Below are 20,133 nucleotides of genomic sequence, written 5' to 3' on the forward strand. Positions count from 1 at the left end.
ATGGCAATTCTGAACATACTTCGATATCCCGATGAACGATTGCATAAAATTGCAGCCGTCGTACCATCAGTCACTCGGGAAATACGCATCCTGGCCAGCAATATGGCCGAAACCATGTATGCCGCTGCCGGTGTTGGCCTGGCAGCCACCCAAGTGGATGTTCATAAGCGAGTCGTCGTAATTGATACCTCCGAAACTCGTGACGAACTGCTGGTTTTAATCAATCCGGAAATTATCGCCAGCACAGGAAAATCGGAAACACAGGAAGGCTGTCTTTCCGTACCCGGTATTTTTGACAAAGTTTCTCGCGCCGAACAGATTACTGTCCGGGCAACTGATATTGATGGAAAATCATTTGAAATGGATGCAACCGGATTGCTGGCGGTTTGTATTCAGCATGAAATGGATCATCTTATCGGGAAGGTATTTGTCGAATATCTATCACCTTTCAAGCAATCCCGTATTCTGAGCAAGCTAAAAAAACAGGCGCGTAAACAAATTGCCTGACCAGATACCAACCAGCGCTCATATTCCGGTAACTCACATTGATCCAGCGAGCACGGTCACGCATGAAAATCATCTTCGCAGGCACTCCCGTTTTTGCGGCGAAAGCCCTGGAGGCAGTACAAAAATCAGGATTCGATATCCTCCTGGTCCTGACCCAACCGGATCGACCGGCTGGACGCGGCATGAAACTACAGGCAAGTCCGGTTAAGATACTGGCGCAGCAATACAACATTCCACTATTACAACCAGAAACATTAAAGTCACCGGATATACAAACACAACTTGAAACACTCAAGCCTGACGTAATGATTGTCGCAGCCTACGGACTAATATTACCGGAAGCGGTATTGCGTATCCCGCGTCACGGTTGCATCAACATCCACGCCTCCCTGCTGCCACGCTGGCGTGGCGCCGCCCCTATTCAACGCGCTCTTTTGGAGGGTGATGCAGAAACCGGTATTTCCATCATGCAAATGGATCAAGGGCTGGATACCGGAGCAGTTCTGCTAAAACGCGCATTTCTCATAGAACCACATGACACTGCCGCCACCTTGCACGACAAGCTGGCTGATCTGGGTGGTAAATGTATTGTGGAAACCCTGACATTGCTGGATCAGGACAAACTAACTCCCACGTTACAGGATAATGCAAGCGCCTGTTATGCAGCAAAAATCAGAAAATCCGAGGCTGAGATCGATTGGACACGTGATTCCACCCATATTGACCGGATGATCCGGACATTTAACCCGTATCCCGGCGCATTTACCAGCCTGCATGGCAGCATGATCAAACTATGGCAGGCCAATATCATCAATCGCAGCGACACCCGTCAGGCCGGTGAGATTATTGCTGCTGACCATAACGGGATAATCGTGGCATGCGGACGAGATGCTTTATCCATCAACATTCTGCAAAAAGCAGGTGGAAAAAAACTGACTGCCGCGCAATTCCTTGCCGGGCACCCTTTGCAACCTGGAGAACATTTCCAAAAAACCACACAGGGTCACCTGTGATTTTTCTTGAAAATGATTGAAATTCAATTACTGGCTATACAGGCAATCGGGGAGGTTTTTGCAGGCGCCAATCTGAACGAAGTATTGCGTAACATCTGGCAGATCAATTCCCGGCTTACGCCCCAACAACGCGGCGCCATTCAGGACATTGCCTATGGCACGCTCCGCCATTATGGTCAGCTTGACGCCATCCTTCATCAATTATTAAATAAACCGGCACAAGACAAATCACTTCATTACCTGTTGGCAATCGCACTCTACCAGCTTTGTTACAGCAAAGCCCCGGCACATGCCATTGTCGATCACGCCGTGTCATCTTCCCGCAAAATCACACGCAATCCTGCCGCATCGGGATTGATCAACGCTGTGTTACGTAATTTCATGCGGCAGCGCACTTTATTGCTTGATCAAATCAAGAGCAATGAAGTCGCCCGCTATTCCTATCCGCAATGGTGGATTGACAAACTGCGTCAGCAATATCCGCAGGACTATAAAGCCATTCTGCTCGCAGGCAATGAGCACCCTGCTATGATTTTACGCATTAATTCGTTACGCACCTCGGTTAATCATTATCAGGCAATGCTGGATGCTCAGGGGATTGGCTCCGAATGGTTGGGGGGCAGCGCCCTGCAACTTATCAGGCCGGTCTCTGTGGAGAAATTACCCGGGTTTTCCGAAGGACTGGTGACTGTACAGGACGCGGGCGCACAATTTGCCGCCCCCCTGCTGGATGTCAAAGCAGGGATGCGTGTGCTGGATGCCTGTGCCGCACCAGGCGGAAAAAGCACCCATCTGGCTGAGTTAACTGAAAATATCAAATTGACGGTGCTGGATAAATATGAAGATCGGCTTACCAGGTTGACAGAAAATTTCTCTCGCCTGCAAATAACTGATTATCAGTTGATTTGTGGCGATGCAATGAATCCGTCGCAATGGTGGAATGGCCAATTGTATGATCGAATCCTGGCTGATGTCCCGTGTTCTGCTTCAGGCGTGGTCAACCGCCACCCGGATATCAAATGGCTCAGAAGACCAGGTGACACAGATAACTTCGCACAAATTCAGACAACCATATTGAATGAACTGTGGCCATTACTGCGGCATGGAGGAAAACTGCTGTATGCCACCTGCTCCGTATTCAATGAAGAAAATAACCTGATTACTGAAAAATTCCTGTCAATCCATCAGGATGCCAGCAGATTACCCTGCTCCCACGAAGAAATTAACAACGGCCAGCTGCTGCCGGGACCGCACCATGATGGCTTTTTTTATGCCTTGCTCCAAAAAAACTGACATGCACGCTGACATAAGGAGTCCCTGGCTCAGTATCGTTTTATTGTTAATCGTGCTGTTTTCATCAACCACACTTGCCGCCAAAGGACATATAGAAATAGAGTCTTTCCAGCTTAAAGAATCAGGCAAACGCTTTTATATCGATGTCCAGGCTGACATTGGTTTGAGCAAAACGATGAAGCAAGCCCTGAAAAAGGGGGTCGATCTTTATTTCGTCACCCGGCTTTTGATTATGAAACCACGCTGGTATTGGCTGAATGAAGAAGTCGCTCGCTATAAAGAAAGAACCACGCTCAGCTATCAGGCACTAACCAGGCAATATCGCCTGGTTCAACGCGGCCAGTCACAAAATTTTCCAACACTAAAAGCAGCATTACAGGCTTTGGGACATCAGCCAGATCTTTTGATCAGGGAACACACCCCACTCCTCCCGGACACCACTTACACCGCAGTTCTGCAGGTATGGCTGGATGTCTCACGGCTATCTAAACCGTTTCAACTGGAATGGCTTGATACTCAGGACTGGAATCTCATTTCTGAAAAAAAAATCTGGCAGGTTACATTTCCGCCTACCCCTGAAGCTGACAACGAATCTGATTATCGTTAGAGCCCGTTTATGAAATACGTTATTTTCGTTGTCGCAGGATTAAGTACCATTATGCTATTCCTGCTGGCCTCAGCCGGAGCCAATACCGAATTTTTTGAACGCCATTACCGCTGGCTGATTGTCAGCATCGTAATTTTTCTGCTGCTCTTGATTGGAATCGTTGGATTTCTACTCGGACGATTACGGCGCAGACTCAAGACTGGTGTATTCGGTTCAAAGTTGGCACTGCGGCTTCTGATGGTTTTTTCCCTGATGGCCATTCTGCCCGGCGCGCTGGTGTATGGTATTTCAGTACAGTTTCTGGGAAAAAGTATTGAATCCTGGTTTGATGTCAAAGTGGATCGCGCACTGGAAGGTGGACTAACGCTGGGGCAAACGATACTGGATAACCTGCTGGAGGAATTGCAGAAAAAGGCGCGGGCCGCCGCAATTGATCTGGCTGAACCGTCATCATTTCCTTTGACCGTTTTGAATCAGCTTCTAATTCAATCACAAATACAGGAAGCTACCCTGTTCAACCAGGATGGAAAGGTCATCGCCTTTACCGGTTTGGATGATACCGTATTGTTTCCCGAAATCCCCAATACAGAAGCGATGCGGCGCATCCGGATGCAGAGGGATTACAGTGCGGTCGAAACACTCGCGAATAACACGCTGTATCTGCGAGTACTTGTTCCAGTCAACATACTAAGCGCCAACGAAGATATCCGAGTACTACAGGTACTGCAACGGGTGCCGCAATCCATCGCACACAACGCGGAAATCGTTCAGGCTGGCTTTAGTGATTATCAGGAATTAATGCTGTCTCGTCAGGGATTGACTCGGCTGTACAGCGTAACATTGACCCTGGCCTTGTTGCTTGCTCTGTTTTCCGCACTGGCCGGTGCATTTCTGATCAGCGAAAAATTAAGCGCGCCACTGGGGTCATTGGCAGAAGGAACACGCGCCGTAGCTCAGGGTGATTTCAGCCGGCGACACCAGATTCACAGTACCGATGAATTCGGTATCTTGACTGAATCATTCAATCTCATGACTGAACAACTGGAGGCCGCACGCACCATCGCACAGCAGCATCAACAGGAAATTGAAAATGCACGTGCCTATCTCGAAAATATTCTGGCCAATCTGTCATCAGGTGTTATCGTCTTTGATAAAGTATTGAGAATACGTGCAGTCAATCAGAGTGCAGAGCAAATACTGCAAATTCCGCTGACCAATTTCGAGGGATTAACCATAGAAGAATGCGCCAAACAGGAAGCGGGATTGCGGTTATTGGCCGGGGAAATAAGAAGCGGCTTTGATTCTGAAGAGGTTGGTGAATGGCAAAGACAAGTATTGCACTTCAATGCAGATAAGGAGCAGGTGCTGCTTCTGCGAGGCTCTCGCCTACCCCAGGCATCCGGTGGCGGTGTTGTGGTATTCGACGACATCACCAGCCTGTTACAAGTCCAGCGTACCGTAGCATGGGGAGAAGTAGCACGACGCCTGGCGCATGAGATTAAAAATCCACTTACGCCGATCCAGTTATCCGCTGAGCGTTTGCAGCATAAGCTGATCAGCAAACTCGACGAGCCAGATGCCAGAATTCTGAAGCGTTCTACAGAAACAATCGTGAATCAGGTTGAAGCCCTGAAAAAAATGGTGAACGAATTCCGGGAATACGCACGAGTACCTGAACCCGAGTTATACCAGGTAGATATCAACCGGCTGGTACGGGAGATTCTGGCGCTTTATCAGACGACTGACAACACAGAAAACGAATCACCACTGCCGCCAATCACGATAGAACTAGCAGGAGAGCTTGCCCCTGTCAGAGGAGATCCGGCGAGGTTGCGTCAAGTCATTCACAACTTGCTGCAGAACGCGCAAGATGCACTGGCCAATATAAAAGAAGCTGCTATTACTGTGCGGACCAGATCCGTTAATAACGGAATCGAGCTGAGTGTGACTGATAATGGCAAAGGATTCCCGGAGCAGGTCAAAACACATGTATTTGAGCCCTATGTCACCACCAAACCAAGAGGTACCGGGCTCGGGTTGCCGATTGTCAAAAAAATTGTGGATGAGCACGGTGGCACTGTCAAAATACAAAATATTCAGCCGCATGGTGCACAGGTTTCAATCATTCTGCCTGCATTCCTCCACAACAGTTCGCATGTTTCATCTGAGGCAGCTCATGCCTGAGATGCTCAGTGATCCAATTGCAGATTGCAAAGTAAATCAGTTGGCATTTTCACAAAATTTTGCACAGGCAAAACATGCAAGGCACAATATAGAGATAACTGCTCTGCCCAAAGCAGTCCATCGCCATTTACAAAATCGAAAACTCTTAACAACAGAGCTCCGGGACAACACCCGACCAGAAGGCTGGAATCAAATCTGAATCTGAATCTGAATCTGCACCATAACAAGCGTAAACAGGGATGGATACCGCCCGCAGAAACAAATTCTCGTACCCCAGTCACATGAAAGGATAAGGATCACATGGCCAATAACACTATTCTCGTTGTGGATGATGAGCTGGGGATACGCGAATTATTATCCGAGATACTGGGGGATGAAGGTTACAGCGTTGCACTCGCGGAAAATGCAGAACAGGCGAGAAACTATCGCAACCAGACACGCCCCGATCTGGTATTGCTGGATATCTGGATGCCGGATACAGACGGCATCACACTGCTGAAAGATTGGGCGAATAACGGCCTCCTGACCATGCCGGTCGTCATGATGTCTGGCCACGGCACAATTGATACAGCAGTAGAAGCAACCCGTGTCGGTGCAGTTGGTTATCTGGAAAAACCAATTCCACTGCAGAAATTACTCAATACGGTCGGGCAGGTCATGCGCGGCGGCAGACAACATAAATCTTCGCCGGCTCTTTCCCTGTCACATTTGGGACACAGCGGACTAATCACGGAGCTGCGAAAAAAACTAGAGCAAGTGGAAAACCTTAAAATTCCCGTCTTGTTAACCGGCGAGCCGGGGGTTGGCGTGGAACACTGCGCACGATTCCTGCATCGTCCTAACACGGCCTGGGTTGCTCCGGAATCCTGTTCATTCCTTGCAGAAAGCCCTTTGGCACAATTGGAACAGGCAAAAGGCGGATTACTTTTCCTCGGAGAAGTTGGAGATCTCAGCAAACTGGAACAGAAAGGCTTGTTACTGCTGCTCGGCAAGCTGGAGCAATATGGGGTACGACTGGTTTGTGCAACAACACGCTCTCTGGCAGAGTTGACGGCGCAGGGAGCCTATCACCCAAAACTGTTTGAAATACTGAGCAATCTCTGTATCACCATCCCTCCCTTGCGTGCTCACCGCGAAGATGTGCCGGAAATAGCCAACCAATTGCTTTCAAGCTGGATTGAATCAGGAGAAGTACCTCTCATGCATTTCAGTACAGCTACACTTAATGCACTGCGTAATTATGACTGGCCAGGCAATCTTGCACAACTGACAAGTATCGTGCATTCACTGGCGCTAACCTGTGCGGATGATGAGATCTCTGTCGATGCTGTACAACAGGCCCTGGCATTCTCCTCACGCGAAGCCGTGTCTGTTGTTTCAGATATTCCGCTCAACATATCGCTGCGCGAAGCACGGGATATTTTCGAAAAGAATTATTTTGAGAAACTGATCGAACAGGAAAACGGCAACATGACCCGTGTTGCTGAGCGCGCAGGCTTGGAACGTACTCATCTTTACCGGAAAATTAAAACATTGGGCATCAAGCCGCGCAGCCAAAATTATTAAAAGAACACGGAACTGGGGAGCAATCTTCAATCCTAACTGAATACAGGACCATATGAAAATTAGCAATTCCAACAGGCAGCTTTACAATAAATAGGGCGATCAGTATAATTGCCGACTTGTCTTAACCGGGGGTATAGCTCAGCTGGGAGAGCGCTTGCATGGCATGCAAGAGGTCAGCGGTTCGATCCCGCTTATCTCCACCAGCTTTTTACTTTATCCGCAATACTGGTCCCCATCGTCTAGAGGCCTAGGACACCACCCTTTCACGGTGGGTACAGGGGTTCGAATCCCCTTGGGGACGCCATCAACAAATCCTGGCGTCATCAATATTCATATAATCTGTCCAGCATGCCGGGTGGAAGATCAATCTTGTTCTATTGCGCAATCCCTGCGTATTCTTCCTTGATATCGTTGTGTGATTGATAAATCAGACTATACAATTCCGACGTGGGTGTAGCGTTGTAGCTGCGGGATGCAAACATCATTCCAGTTGCAGGCACAAAACAGACAACCACCACTGCTGAAACACTGCTCAGGCAAAGATACGCTGCTTCTGTATAAAGCCGATAATCTGTTGGGCTAACTGATTAGCCAGGCAGTCAAAGCCATGCAGTTCATTCATTGCTCTCAGCCAGGTTAATTGGCGCTTGGCCAGCTGTCTGGTTGCAAAAACACCCCTCTCCCGCATTTCAGCCAAGCTGATTTCATTCTCCAGATACATATATACCTGACGATATCCGACGCAACGCATTGCAGGCATATCAGCGGTCACCTGGAATTGATCACGGATCATACGTACTTCATCCACCAACCCTATTTCCAGCATTTTGTCAAACCGCTGACTGATGCGAGCATGTAAAACGCTGCGATCACCCGGAAGTAGAGCGATATTAAAAACACGATATGGAAAATCACGGCTCTGCTGTTGTTTCAGCACTGCTGACATAGGTCTGCCAGTCAGATAACAGACTTCCAGTGCGCGCTGAATACGCTGACTGTCATTCGGTTTGATGCGTTCTGCTATGACAGGATCAAGCCGACTCAGAACAGTATGCATAGCAGGCCATCCTTGTTCGCGGGCTGATTGTTCCAGCTCCTTGCGCACAGCCTCATCAGCTGCAGGCAGTGTGGCCAATCCTTGTTGCAACACCTTGAAATAAAGCATGGTACCGCCAACTAACAGCGGTATTCTGCCGCGTGCTGTAATCCCATGCATGACAGACAAGGCATCCTCCCTGAATTGCGCAGCAGAATAACTTTCATCAGGGTTAATCAAATTAATCAAATGATGCGGGATTTCTATCTGAATCGATTTGTCCGGCTTGGCGCTGCCGATATCCATATACCGGTAAACCTGCGCTGAATCAACACTAACAACTTCTACCGGGAAGTGACGTGCGATTTCTATTGCCAAGCCAGACTTACCGCTGGCAGTAGGCCCCATCAGAAAAATGGCTGCTGGAGATTCTGTATCAGGAAGATTCACGGCCAACTGTTATCAGTTACAATAAAAAGTGTGAACAACCGATCGGTTATTCGAATCATGATTTTTAATGTTGTCAGCTGAAGTTTTCAAATGACAACAAGGAATATTAAAATGGTTTACTAATACCATCATTATCCACCGGGAGAATCCTTGAAAATACTCGCCATCCTGCTTTTACTATCCATTCTGTATACCCTCGGCTCTGCAGTGTATTACATGATCAAAGACAAGGGTAACAGCACGCGGATGGTCAAGGCGCTCACCGCACGCGTCATACTATCTCTGACATTGTTTGCAATCATGATGTTATGGGTTTATGTGGAGTACATTCACGGAACCTGAGGCAGACCGGTTATCAGTAAATCACCTCCACCTTGTCATGACCAAGACTATCCATAAGCGCCTCGATCAGCCTTTCATGCAAATGAACACGCCAGCGACTGCTCAAGTCAATTTCACATCCGGCCCCCTCATTGCGAAAATCAATTGACACCGGACAAACTGCTGAAGGCAGCACATTATGCACACTACTTCCTGGAAGATATGCAGTCAATAATTCCTTGAGTTGCGCGGGAGTGAGAAGCACCGGGCTATCAATCACGATTCTCAGTTTTCTGGCATGCATTGAGCGAGCAGTCGCGTAATCAAAAACCTCTTTTGCCACAATACGTTTTTCAGCATTTTCTCCATTACCATGGCTGACCACAGCGCTTACCACCAGCAGCTGATCCGCCTTCAAAAACTGCGAATTCGTACTTAGCAAATCACTGTAAACCACGAGTTCAACTCTCGCCATACCATCATCCAGTGTAACAATCGCCATCTTCCCACGCCGGGACATTTGTGTCCGGATCGCGTAGATCACACCGGCAATCAGCTGCGGCTCACGCCCGGGAGCAATCCGTCCAAGGCGCGCCGGGATAAAACGGCTTAGTTCTTTGGCATAACTGTCATACGGATGACCACTCAGATAAAACCCCAATGACATTTTTTCATACTGCAGCTTTTCTTTCTCCGGCCATTGTGCGATCTCCGTTATAACCGGCTGCTGCAATAGATCAGCATTGTCATCAAACAGACTGACCTGGCTGGCAGTCAGGCTGCAATGTTCTGCGTATTCGAGTGCCATCCCGACAGATGCCATAAGTGCAGCACGATTAGCTTCAACCGTATCAAATGCCCCTGCGCGGATCAGCGCCTCAATGGTACGGCGATTAACAATACGCCGATCAACTCGTTGACAGAAATCGAACAGGCCGGTAAATGCTATTCCCTGCTCCCGTGCCCGCACGATTGCCGAAATAGCCGCCTCCCCCGTTCCCTTGATAGCACCCAACCCATAGCGGATAGTTTTGCGATCAACCGGAACAAAATAATAGGCAGACTGATTAATATCCGGCGGCAGAATGGCAATACCGTTCAGCTTACAATCCTCATAAAACACATTCACCTTGTCAGTGTCATCCATATCCGATGACATACAGGCTGCCATGAATTCTGCAGGATAATGTGCCTTGAGATAGGCAGTCTGGTAAGCAATCAGCGCATACGCTGCCGCGTGGGATTTATTAAAGCCGTAGCCGGCGAATTTTTCCATCAGACTGAACAACGTTACGGCATCTGCTTCCATCATGCCATTTCTGATAGCGCCTTCAACAAAAACCGCGCGCTGCTGCGCCATTTCCTCCACTTTCTTTTTACCCATGGCGCGCCGCAGTAAATCAGCTCCGCCCAGACTGTAACCGCCAATCACCTGGGCAATCTGCATCACCTGTTCCTGATAAATCATGATGCCGTAAGTCGGCCCGAGAATTGGCTGCAAGCGAGGATCCAGATACTCCACCCGTTTGCCATGTTTACGCTCGATGAAATCGGGAATTAGATCCATCGGTCCCGGCCGATAAAGCGCCACCAGCGCAATCAGATCTTCAAAGCGGTCCGGTTTCGCCTTCTGCAGCAGATCTTTCATGCCGCGTGATTCAAACTGAAAAATTCCGACGGTGTTGCCTTTTGCCATTAATGCAAAAGTTGCTGCATCCTCAAGGGAAATATCGCCCAGTGAAAAGCGATTTTCTTCCACAGATTGCTCACCAGCATCTTTCCCACCCAATGAAGCCAACTGGTACTGTCGGATATCAGCAACCGCCCGATCGAGAATGGTTAATGTCCGCAGCCCGAGGAAGTCGAATTTTACCAGCCCAATTTTCTCGACATCATCCTTATCATACTGGCTGACGACCGCATCCCCCGAATCAGCACAGTAAACCGGGCAAAAATCGGTTATTTTCCCTGGAGCAATCAATACCCCCCCGGCATGCATTCCCACGTTGCGCGTCAATCCCTCCAGACGCTCGGCCAGTTCCAGCAGATTGCGCACATCTTCTTCCGCTTCTGCACGTTGATTAAGTAATGGCTCAATTTCACGCGCCTTGTGCAGGGTCATACCCAACTCGAATGGCACCAGCTTGGCTAGTTGATCGACAAAATTGTAAGGCAGATCGAGCACGCGACCGACATCACGCACCACTGCCTTGGCCGCCATTGTGCCGAACGTTGCGATCTGCGCCACGCTCTCTGCACCGTAACGATCACGCACATATTCAATAACCTGCTCACGCCGATCCTGACAGAAATCAATATCAAAATCCGGCATGGAAACCCGCTCTGGATTGAGGAAACGCTCAAACAGCAAGTCGTAACGCAGCGGATCCAGATCAGTAATATCCAGCGAATAGGCCACCAGCGAGCCCGCTCCGGAACCACGCCCCGGTCCGACCGGTACATCGTGCTGCTTCGCCCAGCTGATAAAGTCAGACACAATCAGGAAGTAACCGGCAAACCCCATCTGAATGATAGTTTCCACTTCAAAATCCAGCCGTGCCTGATAAGCCGGATATTTTTCATCACGCTGCGCTGCTTCCGGAAACAGCTGTGTCATCCGTACAACCAGCCCTGCTTGCGCCCGATCACGCAAATACTGCTCAACACTAATTCCCGCCGGGGTTGGAAAATCCGGCAGCCGGTTGACTCCCAATTCCAGCATCAGTGAACAGCGACGGGCAATTTCCACGCTATTGGCCAGTGCTTCCGGCACATCACCAAACAGCTCACTCATTTCTGCCGCTGTCTTGAAATACTGCTGCTCGGTAAACTCCCGGGGGCGTCGGCGATCTCCCAGCACATAACCCTGTGCGATACACACCCGTGCCTCATGCGCTCTGAAATCTTCCGGCTGCATAAACTGCACCGGATGCGTTGCTACCACAGGTAGTTTTAGACCAGAAACCAGCTCCAGCATGGCATGATTTGTTACTTCCTCATCAGGCCGGCCACAGCGCTGAATTTCCAGATAAAACCTTTCAGGGAATAACGCTGCCCATTCCTGAGCAGCTGTTGTTGCGGCGTCTGGATCCGCCAGCAACAATCGCTCCACTTCGCCCTGCTCCCCTCCGGACAGGGCAATCAATCCTTCTGTCCCGGCTCCCTCCCGAAACCAGTCTTTCTTCAGTTCCGCACGACCACGCTGCATGTTCTCCCGATAGGCGCGCGACAACAGACGGCTCAGCAGCAAATAACCGGAAAATGACTGGCACAACAGCAGCAAGCGAAACGGCCGGTCCGCATCATTCTCATTACTGATCCAGACATCACATCCGGCAATCGGCTTGATTCCAGCCTTGCAGGCATGCTGATAAAACTTGACCAATCCGAAAAGGTTAGACAGATCAGTCAGCGCCAGCGCCGGCATACCAGTATCGCGCGCTTTGGCAACCGCTTCTTCAATCCGCACAATACCGTCTACAACGGAATATTCACTGTGCAACCGCAAATGAACAAAAACAGGGTTAATCAGCATGGTGATACAATAAAAACCAAGTGAAATTTTGAAAAACCGGATAATCAGTGCGGCGGAAATTATTGCTGACACATCACCTCATTTTACATCATGCTGAAAGCCCCCGAATTACTCCTGCCCGCCGGCTCCCTGGAAAAAATGCGTGCTGCCTATGCCTTCGGCGCAGATGCAGTCTACGCCGGCCAGCCACGCTATTCACTGCGTGCCCGCAATAACGAATTCACACTGCCACAACTGCGTGCCGGGATTACCGAAGCGCGTCAGCTTGGCAAAAAGTTTTTTGTGGCCAGTAATCTGATGCCGCATAACGCCAAGGTCAAAACCTATCTGCGCGATATGGAATCGGTCATTGAGTTGCAACCCGATGCGCTGATCATGGCCGACCCGGGTCTGATCATGCTGGTCCGGGAAAAATGGCCGGATGTCCCGATTCATCTGTCTGTCCAAGCCAATACCGTCAATTACGCCGCCGTCAAATTCTGGCAATCGCTTGGTCTGCCGCGCGTGATCCTATCGCGTGAACTGTCGCTGGAGGAAATTACCGAAATTCGCGAACTCTGTCCGGATATGGAACTGGAAGTATTTGTGCATGGCGCCTTATGCATTGCCTATTCTGGTAGATGCCTGCTGTCCGGTTATTTCAATCATCGCGATCCCAACCAGGGTACCTGCACCAACTCTTGTCGCTGGGACTACAAGGTAAAGCCTGCCACAGAAAATGCCAGTGGAGACATCGAGCCACTGCAAAAAATTGACTTCGACTTCAATGAAGCGCTGTTGTCATCGCAATCTTCTCCCTTTGACAATGTTCCCACGCAACGCCACCCTAACGCCGATCAGGTTTACCTGATTGAAGAAGGCAAACGGCCGGGACAACTGATGCCCGTCATGGAAGACGAACATGGTACCTACATCATGAATTCAAAAGATTTGCGCGCAGTTGAGCATGTCGCACGCCTAGCCGAGATTGGCATTGATTCGCTCAAAATTGAAGGGCGTACCAAATCAACCTATTACGTTGCGCGCACTGCACAGGTTTATCGTCAGGCAATTGACGACGCCACCCACCAGCGCCCCTTTGATCCCGCCTTGCTGGGTCAGCTGGAAGGGCTGGCCAATCGCGGCTATACCGATGGCTTCTATCAGCGTCATCACAGCGAGGAAACCCAGAACTACCTGCGTGGCCACTCCGAATCCTCCCGCAGCCAGTATGTCGGAGATATCGAACAGGTTGATGCTGCTTCCGGTATGGCCGAAATTCTGGTCAAAAATCGCTTTCAAATCGGTGATCGCCTGGAAATCGTTCATCCCTCCGGTAATCGTATCATCCAGCTCGAATACATGCAGGATCTTGACGGCAACACTGTCAGCGTTGCTCCCGGCAGCGGCTATCGCGTTAAAATCCCACTCACCGGAAATGTCGAGAAAGCATTTGTTGCCAGGTTTTTATAAACTGGCGGTTAATTCTATTTTTGCTGTATTTTTATTCCATTAAATCAGGATCCACCCTAGGGGAACTCGCAGGATGGCTGTGGATTTACAGTACAATTGCATTATGCAACGCAGTAAAACCCCAACCACAAAAAATTCTGATGCCGAGTTGATACCGGGCAACATCATTCTGATCGGGATGATGGGCGCTGGTAAAACAACGGTTGGAAAATTGCTGGCCAATCTTGTCGGCAAAACTTTCATCGATGTCGATCATGAAATCCAGCAACGTACGGGAGTGGGGATCCCCGTGATCTTCGAAATAGAGGGAGAGGCCGGGTTTCGCAAACGTGAAAGCGAAGTGCTGCGGGAAGTCGTCCAGCAGCAGAATATCGTCCTGGCGACAGGAGGTGGTGCAATATTATATCCAGATAATCGCACTTTATTGCGGCAACACGGCACTGTGATTTATCTATGCGCACCTGTCTCCGAGTTACGTCGCCGTACGCATCAGGATAAAAACCGTCCACTGCTGCAAACAGGAAATGCACATGCCAAGCTGGCCGGGCTGTTTACACAACGCGACCCGCTGTATCGTGAAACAGCACACATCATCATGGACAGCGGCAAACAAAGCGCCCGCACCTTCGTACAGAAACTGCTGCAGAGATTGCATCAGCTCAATCAGGAATCAACCGGCGCTGAGCTGAAAAATCATCCCTCCGTTAAACAGCCGAAATAACAGCAGATTAATTTTATACCAGGCAAACCAACCTTTGAAGAGCGCCAGATGAATGCCATGGAATCAGTTGAAGTCGCACTTGATACTCTCCCGGAAAATCGCAGTTACACCATTCATATCGGACAGGAGCTGCTCACCAGGATTGACCTATTGCTCCCTCATCTGCCCGGCAAGAAAGCTGCAATTGTTACCAACACCACCATCGCGCCGCTTTATCTGGAAAAACTGCGCAGCGCGCTGGCTGAACACCAGGTAGAAACCTTTGCGGTCATTCTGCCGGACGGTGAGCAATATAAAAACTGGGAAACCCTGAATCTGATTTTCGATGCGCTGCTGGAACATCGCTGTGAACGCAAGACACCGCTGATCGCACTCGGAGGCGGGGTAGTCGGTGATCTGACCGGTTTTGCAGCTGCCAGCTATTTGCGTGGCGTACCCTTTATCCAGATTCCCACCACGCTGCTCGCCCAGGTGGATTCATCCGTAGGTGGAAAAACCGGCATTAATCATCCCCTGGGTAAAAACATGATCGGCGCTTTTTACCAGCCACGCCTGGTTTTAGCCGACTCCGCCACGCTCACTACCCTGCCGGACAGAGAATTACGTGCCGGGATTGCAGAAGTCATCAAATATGGATTGATCCATGATGCAGATTTCTTCGATTGGCTGGAGCGTCACATGCAGCAGCTGCTGGCGCGTGATCCTGAAACGATGAATTATGCCATACGCCGCAGCTGCGAAATCAAGGCAGAAATTGTTTCGCTGGATGAACGTGAAAGCGGTGTGCGTGCACTGCTCAATCTTGGGCATACATTTGGCCATGCTATCGAAAACACTATGGGCTATGGCGCATGGCTGCATGGTGAAGCCGTTGCTGCCGGCACCCTCATGGCGGCCGATCTCTCCAAGCGCCTGCAACGCATCACTTCACAGGATACCGATCGTATCCAGCACTTGTTTGAAAATGCCGGGCTGCCAGTAAAAGGCCCACGTATCACACCTGAACGCTACCTGGAATCAATGCAACTCGATAAAAAAGTGAAGGACGGCGCAATCCGTTTCATCCTGCTGGATCGGATCGGCAAGGCTTCACTGGACAACACTGTTCCCACTCTGCTGCTGCTTGAAACATTGTCAGCCTGTGTTGCCAATGCGTAATAATCTGCCCCCCTACGCCGTATCCGATACCAACTCGCGCGGTCGCCGCATCCATGAAGATCCGCCGATCGGGCGCAGCCAGTTTCAGCGCGATCGGGATCGTGTCATTCATTCCACCGCATTCCGGCGGCTGGAATACAAGACCCAAGTATTCGTCAATCATGAAGGCGACCTGTTCCGCACACGCCTGACGCACAGTTTAGAAGTTGCCCAGATCGGCCGCTCCATCGCACGCAACTTACAACTCAACGAAGAGCTGGTGGAAGCCATCTCACTGGCACATGATCTGGGCCACACTCCGTTTGGCCATGCCGGGCAGGATGCCCTGGATAACTGCATGAAAGCCCATGGTGGATTCGAACACAACCTGCAGTCACTCCGGGTAGTAGATGTACTGGAAGAACGTTATGCCCGATTTGATGGATTAAATTTATGTTTTGAGACCCGCGAAGGAATTCTGAAAAGAGCCACGAAATCCAAGGCCCAAGCACTGGGAGAATTGGGTGAACGTTTCCTGCATGGCCGTAGTGCATCACTGGAAGCACAGCTGGCTAACCTGGCAGACGAAATCGCCTACAACAATCATGACGTAGATGACGGGGTGCGTTCCGGCCTCATTACACAGGCACAACTGGAAGAAATCGAAATATTCGCTCGGCATTTGCATCAGGTAAAGCAACACTACCCGGATATTGCCGGACGACGTCTGGTTCATGAAACTGTACGTGGCATGATCAATACTTTAGCAACTGACCTGACGACACAAAGCAAAGTCCACATTGAAGCGGCCAACCCGAACAGCCCGGACAACGTGCGAGAAATGCCGACCCTGGTCGGTTTCAGCGATACGATCAGGCAACAGCAACAGGAGCTGAAACGTTTTCTGCATAAAAATCTCTATAAGCATTATCAGGTGATGCGCATGAGCAATAAAGCACACCATATCGTTGAAAAACTGTTTTCAGCATTTGCGGCTGAACCTGCATTATTGCCTCCCAAATACCAGCACAAATTTCGCGACCATGGGCATCAGATAATCGCCGACTATATTGCCGGCATGACCGATCGCTATGCAATCAAGGAATACCGGCGCATGTTTGCCATCATTGAAGATTGAACTAATTTATTACCAATCAACGAAATACATGAAACCAGCCAATGCAACAACACCGGAGCTATCCGGTTGATCTTTATCCAATAAATCAGAAAAAAGGAAAACAGCATGAAAACTATCGCAGTTCTTTTGGCAGCACTCTTGTTGGCCGCCGGCTGTGGGAACAAGAGCTCCACCGAAAAAACAGCAACCAATGAAGCAGAAGTTACATTAATGGGTGAATCCACCACCGCCGGCGAACTTCCATCATTCCTGAAAGAAGGTTTGTCAGAAAAAGAGCAAGATGAACTGAAGAAAAAAATCATGCCAACACTGGATGACGGACTGACTCCTGAGCAGCGCTTTCTGAATCTGCGTAAGAAAGCAGAAGCTGGTGATGCAGAAGCACAAAATGGCCTGGGTTCCATGTATTTTTCAGGAGAAGCCGTTTCACACGACGCCCAGGGAAACCCCTTGAGTAAAGATCCAGAAGCTGCGGCAGGGTGGTTCTACCGGGCAGCAGAGCAAGGTCATGCTGACGCACAATTTAACCTCGGGTTGCTGTATTTCACTGGCGAAGGCGTTCCTCAGGACAAAACCAAGGCCGTAGAGCTATTCACTAAAGCTGCCGAACAAGGAAATATTGACGCACAAAATAATCTGGGCGTTATTTACCTGTTGGGGGAAGGCGTCGAGCAAAACACCAATAAAGCAGTCGAATGGTTTGAAAAAGCTGCCGAACAAGGAAATGAAGAAGCCATCAAAAATCTGGAAGCGGTCCGCGCTTCACAGAAAGCTTCCCAAAAACCCAGTGGCGAACAAAAATAATCGAGTCAAATAAAATCCGGCCAGCATCTACCTGGCCGGACAGTATCTTGAGTGAAGTGGCGTATAGCAAATATTACAGCCGCACATTAAAACGCCCCAGTACCCAGATCAAACTGAGGTATACGACGACCGTAACACCACACGCAATTGCAAGCGCAGGCCAGAACATGATGTCGTGTCTGAGCAGGGCGGGCAACACGAGGAACAACGGTAATGATGCCAGGACAAGCCAGAAAATGCTGTATGAGAGCTTCACCACGACTTCAATATCGCCAGTGCCAGTGTAGAGCCATTAAACGCAAGCAGAGAAGTGATCGGCAAGGACGCAACAATTGCACCCCAAAACGAGCTGCGCCGACTGATCTCGGAAACAGCAACAACCAGAACAACCGTAATAAAAATTTTGATGCCATATTGCCACATCACTTGCTAACCGTATTTCAGCTCGCTGTCAGAACAGATTTAAAATCCATCCTGGTAAGTGCACCGTTCTTATAGCAGTAAAATTCATAGCTTGATACTCCTTTGAACTTGAAAACTTTTTCAAGCAGTATTTTGTCATATTGATCCTTCAATTCATCAAAATATCGCTTCAGATCCTGAGGCAAATCCTCATAACCAACTGGCCATTCAATTCCAAACTCACCATCCTTGGCGTCATATTCGAGTACAAAATGACTGCTACGCCATGAAATCGCAATCTCGTTTTCATACCCTCTACTTTGTGAAAGAAAGTGCAGATTATCTTGCTCGATAACATGTGACGATGTACTGAACAACATGACAAAACCCGAGGCCACCATTACTCCATATCCAACTTTTCTAAAAACAAAATTGCTGATTAGAGGCAAGATAAACTTTATGGAAAAAGAAGATACGATAGCTGCCAGCGCTATCAGCAGCCCCAAACTCAAGGCTGCTTCCGAATACAGATCAAGTGAAGTATAAACAACCAGTTTTATCACATGCAGGTATACCTCATTGGCAGCCCGGGTTGCGATAATTTCTTCCTTGCTTAATCCATATCTCAAATAAAAGCGATTAAAAAGTAACCCTACCGCCCCAATCACTCCTGAAACAAAGCCACAAAGGAAGCCAACCAGAGCCAGTATATAATTGGGGTAAGGTTTTTCACCTTTTTGCAGTTCTTGCCCTGACTGAAATAGCTGTGGAATATTAAACAAGAGAAAAAAAGCCACCCCAAATTGAAGATATAGGGGATTAATAAACTTGATCAACCACGCCCCCAGAAGCACCGCTGGAATGGCAAATGGAATAAACCAGAGAAATATCCGGGTATTGACGTGTTTTCTGAAAACAACGATACGTGATGCTGCACTGGCAAATGTACCCAGCGTCAGCGAAAAAGGGACCAGCGAAGCAGGAAGAAACAAGCTAAGCAGCGGGATCAGAATCAGGCTGGCCCCCCCTCCACATATAGCACTAACCCAGAAAGTCAAAATCATGCCAGGAAAAAGCAAAGCTATCTTCAGTAACATTAATCAGCCTTAAATAAATCGATTTTTCTGCATCAAAACGAACCTGGCAACATCCCGGTTTTAATCATTGTACCCAGAAAGAATATCCGTTTTTATCAGACTATCTCTATTTCAATGATTCAACCACTATCTTCTTATACCTGAATTTTCGTCTGGAATAGATGTTGCCAATATTCTAGAGCGAAACAATTAAGGAATAACCGCTGTGAAAGTACCTGACCGCAACAGGCGTATAAGTAGTCTCGCACATTCCATCAATATTATTCCGAATTGCTTTATTCCACTGCTTGCCACACTTTGTTCGTGGTTTGCAGTCAAGGTTTGCTGATGTTTACAAATGCGGAAAAGTAGTATGGTGCTTTCCGCTCGACTCACATTCAGATCTCTATCATCTGCCTTTCCTAGTGAAATATCTGGGATTCACTTCTTATCTGCCACTCTCTACCCGCCTTAATCACGTATTTTTCCCCATCTGGCAAGGTATCAATTTCAAATAGTTCCCATAAAGCATAAAAATATTGATACTAACGTTAACATTAATTATAATTATTCTTATTAAAAATTAAATAATAAAGAATATTTGATTTACACATTACGCACACATAGGCCAACTGCTTTGAAGAATGCGCATTCAAGCAGTTGATAACGCGCGCATGTTTATCATCCTCACTCCGGGATCAACCTAATTACTGTAGTCAAGAGTTAACTCCTGAACACGAACAATCCTTATTTGTATTTTTCAACTACCAGCTGCAAGCCAGCCAATAATCTTGTTAGAACCTGTTCAAAGTCTTTTGAGTAGAAGGGCCAGGAAGGCCAGGTGAATAAACTGCAAGCTGGTGTTGAGTAAGCGCTCACAGTTCTTCCACA

At 48.7% G+C, this 20,133-nt stretch carries 18 protein-coding genes, 2 tRNA genes and 1 pseudogene; 15 read left to right on the top strand and 6 right to left on the bottom strand.

What is annotated here, in order from left to right; genetic code table 11:
- The 9 genes from def (at position 1) to C8R14_RS07880 (ending at position 7,474) form a co-directional block, all read left to right on the top strand.
- A complete protein-coding gene (gene def / locus C8R14_RS07840) occupies positions 1-507 on the top strand; it encodes a peptide deformylase (RefSeq protein ID WP_011633512.1) in 507 nt (168 codons plus the stop codon).
- Positions 508-569: 62 nt separating this feature from the next.
- Complete coding sequence (gene fmt / locus C8R14_RS07845) at positions 570-1,520, top strand: methionyl-tRNA formyltransferase (protein ID WP_011633511.1); 951 nt, start codon at positions 570-572, stop codon at positions 1,518-1,520.
- Between the two features lie 12 nt (positions 1,521-1,532).
- Complete coding sequence (gene rsmB / locus C8R14_RS07850) at positions 1,533-2,813, top strand: 16S rRNA (cytosine(967)-C(5))-methyltransferase RsmB (protein ID WP_011633510.1); 1,281 nt, start codon at positions 1,533-1,535, stop codon at positions 2,811-2,813.
- A 1-nt stretch (position 2,814) separates the two neighbouring features.
- Positions 2,815-3,420, top strand: coding sequence for a DUF4390 domain-containing protein (locus C8R14_RS07855; RefSeq protein ID WP_011633509.1), 606 nt, complete (start codon positions 2,815-2,817; stop codon positions 3,418-3,420).
- A 9-nt stretch (positions 3,421-3,429) separates the two neighbouring features.
- A complete protein-coding gene (locus C8R14_RS07860) occupies positions 3,430-5,604 on the top strand; it encodes a sensor histidine kinase (protein ID WP_011633508.1) in 2,175 nt (724 codons plus the stop codon).
- Positions 5,597-5,803, top strand: coding sequence for a hypothetical protein (locus C8R14_RS07865; RefSeq protein WP_041353415.1), 207 nt, complete (start codon positions 5,597-5,599; stop codon positions 5,801-5,803). Before C8R14_RS07860 ends, C8R14_RS07865 begins: the two co-directional genes overlap by 8 nt.
- Positions 5,804-5,904: 101 nt before the next feature.
- On the top strand, positions 5,905-7,170 hold the full coding sequence (locus tag C8R14_RS07870; protein ID WP_011633507.1) for a sigma-54-dependent transcriptional regulator: 1,266 nt from the start codon (positions 5,905-5,907) through the stop codon (positions 7,168-7,170).
- 127 nt (positions 7,171-7,297) lie between these two features.
- Positions 7,298-7,373: transfer RNA gene (locus tag C8R14_RS07875), tRNA-Ala, on the top strand.
- A gap of 25 nt (positions 7,374-7,398) precedes the next feature.
- Positions 7,399-7,474: transfer RNA gene (locus C8R14_RS07880), tRNA-Glu, on the top strand.
- Positions 7,475-7,702: 228 nt separating this feature from the next.
- Here C8R14_RS07880 and miaA read toward each other — a convergent pair.
- Complete coding sequence (gene miaA / locus C8R14_RS07885; protein WP_011633506.1) at positions 7,703-8,656, bottom strand: tRNA (adenosine(37)-N6)-dimethylallyltransferase MiaA; 954 nt, start codon at positions 8,654-8,656, stop codon at positions 7,703-7,705.
- A 150-nt stretch (positions 8,657-8,806) separates the two neighbouring features.
- Between miaA and C8R14_RS07890 the strand changes: the two genes are divergently transcribed.
- Positions 8,807-8,998, top strand: coding sequence for a twin transmembrane helix small protein (locus C8R14_RS07890; RefSeq protein WP_011633505.1), 192 nt, complete (start codon positions 8,807-8,809; stop codon positions 8,996-8,998).
- Between the two features lie 13 nt (positions 8,999-9,011).
- On the opposite strand, the gene dnaE is transcribed toward C8R14_RS07890, so the two are convergent.
- On the bottom strand, positions 9,012-12,512 hold the full coding sequence (gene dnaE, locus C8R14_RS07895; RefSeq protein ID WP_011633504.1) for a DNA polymerase III subunit alpha: 3,501 nt from the start codon (positions 12,510-12,512) through the stop codon (positions 9,012-9,014).
- Positions 12,513-12,602: 90 nt separating this feature from the next.
- On the opposite strand from dnaE, the gene trhP reads away from it, so the two are divergent.
- The 5 genes from trhP (at position 12,603) to C8R14_RS07920 (ending at position 17,764) form a co-directional block, all read left to right on the top strand.
- Positions 12,603-13,964, top strand: a complete 1,362-nt coding sequence (gene trhP / locus C8R14_RS07900; protein ID WP_011633503.1) for a prephenate-dependent tRNA uridine(34) hydroxylase TrhP — start codon at positions 12,603-12,605, stop codon at positions 13,962-13,964.
- A gap of 73 nt (positions 13,965-14,037) precedes the next feature.
- A complete protein-coding gene (locus C8R14_RS07905) occupies positions 14,038-14,685 on the top strand; it encodes a shikimate kinase (RefSeq protein ID WP_011633502.1) in 648 nt (215 codons plus the stop codon).
- 48 nt (positions 14,686-14,733) lie between these two features.
- Positions 14,734-15,843: a 3-dehydroquinate synthase gene (gene aroB, locus C8R14_RS07910; RefSeq protein WP_011633501.1), complete on the top strand. Its 1,110-nt coding sequence runs from the start codon at positions 14,734-14,736 to the stop codon at positions 15,841-15,843.
- Positions 15,836-16,960, top strand: coding sequence for a deoxyguanosinetriphosphate triphosphohydrolase (locus C8R14_RS07915; protein WP_011633500.1), 1,125 nt, complete (start codon positions 15,836-15,838; stop codon positions 16,958-16,960). Before aroB ends, C8R14_RS07915 begins: the two co-directional genes overlap by 8 nt.
- Before the next feature lie 105 nt (positions 16,961-17,065).
- On the top strand, positions 17,066-17,764 hold the full coding sequence (locus C8R14_RS07920; protein ID WP_011633499.1) for a tetratricopeptide repeat protein: 699 nt from the start codon (positions 17,066-17,068) through the stop codon (positions 17,762-17,764).
- Between the two features lie 73 nt (positions 17,765-17,837).
- Here C8R14_RS07920 and C8R14_RS14075 read toward each other — a convergent pair whose 3' ends face one another.
- From C8R14_RS14075 to C8R14_RS07935, 4 genes and pseudogenes are all read right to left on the bottom strand, one after another.
- Positions 17,838-18,020 (bottom strand): hypothetical protein, encoded by a 183-nt coding sequence (locus C8R14_RS14075; protein WP_242500189.1) that lies wholly within the window; start codon positions 18,018-18,020, stop codon positions 17,838-17,840.
- Entirely contained in the window at positions 18,017-18,187 is a 171-nt protein-coding gene (locus C8R14_RS14080) for a hypothetical protein (protein WP_502526225.1), read from the bottom strand. Before C8R14_RS14080 ends, C8R14_RS14075 begins: the two co-directional genes overlap by 4 nt.
- Before the next feature lie 17 nt (positions 18,188-18,204).
- A complete protein-coding gene (locus C8R14_RS07930) occupies positions 18,205-19,263 on the bottom strand; it encodes a sulfite exporter TauE/SafE family protein (protein WP_011633498.1) in 1,059 nt (352 codons plus the stop codon).
- A gap of 784 nt (positions 19,264-20,047) precedes the next feature.
- Positions 20,048-20,133, bottom strand: a pseudogene (locus tag C8R14_RS07935) (IS5/IS1182 family transposase); the annotation flags it as partial.

Source organism: Nitrosomonas eutropha, from assembly GCF_003201195.1.
Lineage (GTDB): Bacteria > Pseudomonadota > Gammaproteobacteria > Burkholderiales > Nitrosomonadaceae > Nitrosomonas > Nitrosomonas eutropha.

Bases quoted from the DNA above. Each gene is read 5' to 3' on its own strand.
- def (WP_011633512.1), top strand. From the start codon at position 1: ATGGCAATTCTGAACATACTTCGATATCCCGATGAACGATTGCATAAA.
- fmt (WP_011633511.1), top strand. From the start codon at position 570: ATGAAAATCATCTTCGCAGGCACTCCCGTTTTTGCGGCGAAAGCCCTG.
- rsmB (WP_011633510.1), top strand. From the start codon at position 1,533: ATGATTGAAATTCAATTACTGGCTATACAGGCAATCGGGGAGGTTTTT.
- C8R14_RS07855 (WP_011633509.1), top strand. From the start codon at position 2,815: ATGCACGCTGACATAAGGAGTCCCTGGCTCAGTATCGTTTTATTGTTA.
- C8R14_RS07860 (WP_011633508.1), top strand. From the start codon at position 3,430: ATGAAATACGTTATTTTCGTTGTCGCAGGATTAAGTACCATTATGCTA.
- C8R14_RS07865 (WP_041353415.1), top strand. From the start codon at position 5,597: ATGCCTGAGATGCTCAGTGATCCAATTGCAGATTGCAAAGTAAATCAG.
- C8R14_RS07870 (WP_011633507.1), top strand. From the start codon at position 5,905: ATGGCCAATAACACTATTCTCGTTGTGGATGATGAGCTGGGGATACGC.
- dnaE (WP_011633504.1), bottom strand. From the start codon at position 12,512: ATGCTGATTAACCCTGTTTTTGTTCATTTGCGGTTGCACAGTGAATAT.
- trhP (WP_011633503.1), top strand. From the start codon at position 12,603: ATGCTGAAAGCCCCCGAATTACTCCTGCCCGCCGGCTCCCTGGAAAAA.
- C8R14_RS07905 (WP_011633502.1), top strand. From the start codon at position 14,038: ATGGCTGTGGATTTACAGTACAATTGCATTATGCAACGCAGTAAAACC.
- aroB (WP_011633501.1), top strand. From the start codon at position 14,734: ATGAATGCCATGGAATCAGTTGAAGTCGCACTTGATACTCTCCCGGAA.
- C8R14_RS07915 (WP_011633500.1), top strand. From the start codon at position 15,836: ATGCGTAATAATCTGCCCCCCTACGCCGTATCCGATACCAACTCGCGC.
- C8R14_RS07920 (WP_011633499.1), top strand. From the start codon at position 17,066: ATGAAAACTATCGCAGTTCTTTTGGCAGCACTCTTGTTGGCCGCCGGC.
- C8R14_RS14080 (WP_502526225.1), bottom strand. From the start codon at position 18,187: ATGTGGCAATATGGCATCAAAATTTTTATTACGGTTGTTCTGGTTGTT.
- C8R14_RS07930 (WP_011633498.1), bottom strand. From the start codon at position 19,263: ATGTTACTGAAGATAGCTTTGCTTTTTCCTGGCATGATTTTGACTTTC.